Annotated in this window: 6 protein-coding genes; 1 reads left to right on the top strand and 5 read right to left on the bottom strand. The window is 72.3% G+C overall.

Annotated features, from left to right (window positions below; translation table 11 throughout):
• The 5 genes from E4P40_RS27155 to E4P40_RS27135 all read right to left on the bottom strand — a co-directional run.
• A partial coding sequence (locus E4P40_RS27155; protein ID WP_135161399.1) for an arsenate reductase ArsC occupies nucleotides 1-364 on the bottom strand: 364 nt, incomplete at its 3' end.
• A 23-nt stretch (nucleotides 365-387) separates the two neighbouring features.
• On the bottom strand, nucleotides 388-1,047 hold the full coding sequence (locus tag E4P40_RS27150; RefSeq protein WP_135161398.1) for an arsenate reductase ArsC: 660 nt from the start codon (nucleotides 1,045-1,047) through the stop codon (nucleotides 388-390).
• Nucleotides 1,044-1,799, bottom strand: a complete 756-nt coding sequence (locus E4P40_RS27145; RefSeq protein ID WP_135161397.1) for an MIP/aquaporin family protein — start codon at nucleotides 1,797-1,799, stop codon at nucleotides 1,044-1,046. The genes E4P40_RS27150 and E4P40_RS27145 overlap by 4 nt, the downstream gene beginning before the upstream one ends.
• Complete coding sequence (locus tag E4P40_RS27140) at nucleotides 1,790-2,110, bottom strand: metalloregulator ArsR/SmtB family transcription factor (protein ID WP_209305549.1); 321 nt, start codon at nucleotides 2,108-2,110, stop codon at nucleotides 1,790-1,792. The genes E4P40_RS27145 and E4P40_RS27140 overlap by 10 nt, the downstream gene beginning before the upstream one ends.
• A gap of 55 nt (nucleotides 2,111-2,165) precedes the next feature.
• Entirely contained in the window at nucleotides 2,166-2,516 is a 351-nt protein-coding gene (locus E4P40_RS27135) for a metalloregulator ArsR/SmtB family transcription factor (RefSeq protein WP_167762388.1), read from the bottom strand.
• A 112-nt stretch (nucleotides 2,517-2,628) separates the two neighbouring features.
• On the opposite strand from E4P40_RS27135, the gene E4P40_RS27130 reads away from it, so the two are divergent.
• Complete coding sequence (locus tag E4P40_RS27130) at nucleotides 2,629-3,111, top strand: ArsI/CadI family heavy metal resistance metalloenzyme (RefSeq protein WP_135161396.1); 483 nt, start codon at nucleotides 2,629-2,631, stop codon at nucleotides 3,109-3,111.
• Nucleotides 3,112-3,127: the final 16 nt, after the last annotated feature.

Raw genomic sequence — 3,127 nt, 5'->3', positions numbered from 1 at the left:
CCTCGATCTCGTCGCGGATCGGCCGGACGGACTCCACGCCCTTGCCGGCTGGGTCCTCGAGCTGCCAGTCGAGGTAGCGCTTGCCCGGGAAGATGGGGCAGGCGTCGCCGCAGCCCATCGTGATGACCACGTCGGAGGCCTCCACCGCCTCGGTGGTCAGCACCTTCGGTCGCTGGTCGGAGATGTCGATGCCGACCTCGGCCATCGCCGCGACGGCGGCCGGGTTCACCTGGTCGCCCGGGACCGAGCCGGCCGACCGGACCTCGACGGCGTCCCCCGCGAGGGAGCGCAGCCAGCCGGCGGCCATCTGCGACCGGCCGGCGTTGTGCACGCACACGAACAGCACGCTGGGCTTCTCGGGCACGGGGGGCCTTTCGCGGGTGGAGGTCACGCCGGGCTGCCGGCGGTGTGGAGTTCGGCGAGCAGCGAGCGCACGCGCCGGTCGAGGTCCTCGCGGATCGCGCGCACCTCGCCGACGGTCAGGCCGGCGGGGTCGCGCACCTGCCAGTCGAGGTAGCGCTTGCCCGGATACACCGGACAGGCGTCGCCGCAACCCATCGTCACGACGACGTCCGCGGCGCGGACGACGTCGTCGGTGAGGGGCTTGGGGAACTCGGCGGTCAGGTCGATGCCTATCTCGGCCATGGCTGCGACGACCGGGTCCTCGACGGTGGCGGCCGGCTGGGAGCCTGCCGAACGCACGTGCACGCGGCTCCCGCCGTGGTGCTGGAGGAGGCCTGCAGCCATCTGGGACCGGCCCGCGTTGTGCACGCAGACGAAGAGCACCTCGCACACGTCGGAGGCGATCGCGCCCTCGGTCTGCGCCAGTGCGGTCAGCCGCTCGGTCGCGAACCTGGCGGTCAGGACCGGGAGGTGCGCGCCGACCCTGGCCGTCCGGGCGAGTGCCGTGTACGACTCGAAGACGTACCGGTCGACGGTCTCCCGGGCGAACACACCGGTGAACCGGGCGGCCAGGTCGTCGGCGAGGCGGTGCAGGGAGGCCTCGGGCGTCAGCAGGCCTGGCAGCGCCTGCGGTTCGGGGGTCACGTGAACTCCTTCCGGACGGGGCGGCGGCCCGGGTCGCCGCTGTTAGTGCCCTCGTGCGGGACGACGACGGCGTCGGCGACCTGGGGGACATCGGGATAGAGCACCGCGACGGTCGCCACTGCGACCGCGGCGCCGACGAGCTGGGCGAGCAGGAACATCGGCACCGATCCGGGAGCGATCCCCGCGAAGGTGTCCGAGAGCGTGCGGGCGACGTCGATCATCGGGTTGGCGAAACTCGTGGACGAGGACCACCAGTAGGCCGCGGTGATGTAGGCACCGACGGCGAACGGTGCCAGCGCGGAACGACCGGCGCGGACGAGGGCGAAGATCAGCACCACGAGGCCGAACGTGGCCACGGCCTCCGACAGCCACAGGCCGCCGGCCGAGCGGTCCTTGCCGGAGATCGACACCGCGGGCAGGTCGAACATCAGGTTGGCCACGACCGCGCCGAGTGCGCCGCCGACGAGCTGAGCAGGCACGAAGATCGCGACCTGGTGGTTGGTCACCCCGCCGAAGACGCGGTCGGCCAGCGTGACGACGGGGTTGAAGTGCCCGCCGGACACCGGGCCGAAGGCGAGGATGAGCGCGACGAGGGCCGCCCCGGTCGCCAGGGCGTTCTCCAGGAGCTGGAGGCCGACGTCGTCCGGGGAGAGGCGCTGCGCCGCGATGCCGGAGCCGATGACGACCGTGACCAGCCCGGCCGAGCCGAGGAACTCCGCCAGGGCCTGCCGCGCGAGGCGGGTCAGCCGCACGGCCGCTTGACCGCGATCGCGAGCCGGGACCGCGAGGCGAGCTCGCCCAGCCCCACGGAGACCTCCGCGAGCCGTTCCGGCACGAGGCGGTGGTAGGTGTAGCGACCGGCCTGCTCGCTGACCACCAGGCCGGCCTCGCGCAGCACGCGCAGGTGGTTGGACACGTTGGTCTGCGTGGCAGGGAGCTCCTCGACCAGGTGGCAGGTGCACAGCTGTTCGCGCGCGAGCAGCTCGACGATCCGCTGGCGCACGGGGTCGGCGATCGCCCGGAGCACCGCCCGGTCCATCAGCGAGGACTGATCAATCAGCACGCACTGATGAGATCTCGGCACGAGCCGACGGCGCAAGCGAACATCCGGTGAACGGTCAGCGCGGGGCCAGGGCGCTCCGGAGGGCCTCGAGCGCAGAGGGGACGACGGCGTACCAGACGTTGCGCCCGCGTCGCTCGCTCGTGACTAGGCCCGCCTCGGCGAGGACCTTGAGGTGGTGGGAGACGGTGGGCTGGCTCTTGCCGACCGGCTCGACGAGGTCGCAGGCGCACACCGCGCCGTCCTCGGCGGTGCCCAGGAGGGACACCAGACGCAGCCGGACGGGATCGGCCAGCGCCGCGAACTGCCGGGAGAGCGTCCGGGCGTCGGCCTCCCCGAGCACCTCGGAGGACAGCGGCGCGCAGCAGGCGACCGTCTGCGGCAGGTCGAGCACCGGCAGTTCCCGCACCGTCGTGGCCTCCTCGAACTTTCCGTGGCCGACGTATTGACAGACATCGATACTAGCGTCATCGTTCCGTATCGACAAGCGTCAATACGTTCTTGAGTCCCAGGAGGGTTCCATGTCCCGAGTCCAGCTCGCGCTCCGCGTCGCCGACCTCGACGCCGCCGTCGACTTCTACTCGCGCCTCTTCGACGCGATCCCCGCGAAGCGCCGTCCGGGCTACGCGAACTTCGCCATCACCGAGCCGCCGCTGAAGCTCGTGCTGCTCGAGGGCGCGACCGGGGAGCCGACGCGGATGGACCACCTCGGCGTCGAGGTGCCGGACACCGCCGACGTCACCGCCGCGACCGCCCGGCTCGCGGAGGCGGGCCTGGCCACCCGGGTCCAGGACAACACGACCTGTTGCTACGCCGTCCAGGACAAGGTCTGGGTGACCGGCCCCGGCGGGGAGCCCTGGGAGGTCTACACGGTGACCGGCGACGCCCGACCGGACCTCGAGGGCAGGACCGACGCCGAGCTCTCCACCGTCGCCGGCGACGGGACGTGCTGCACGTCCACGGGTTCCGACACCGACGCCCGGCTCGCCGCCTCCTGTTGCTGAAGCGCACACCGTCGGG

It is taken from the genome of Blastococcus sp. CT_GayMR20, from assembly GCF_004570345.1.
This window is presented reverse-complemented; position numbering and strand designations above follow the sequence as displayed.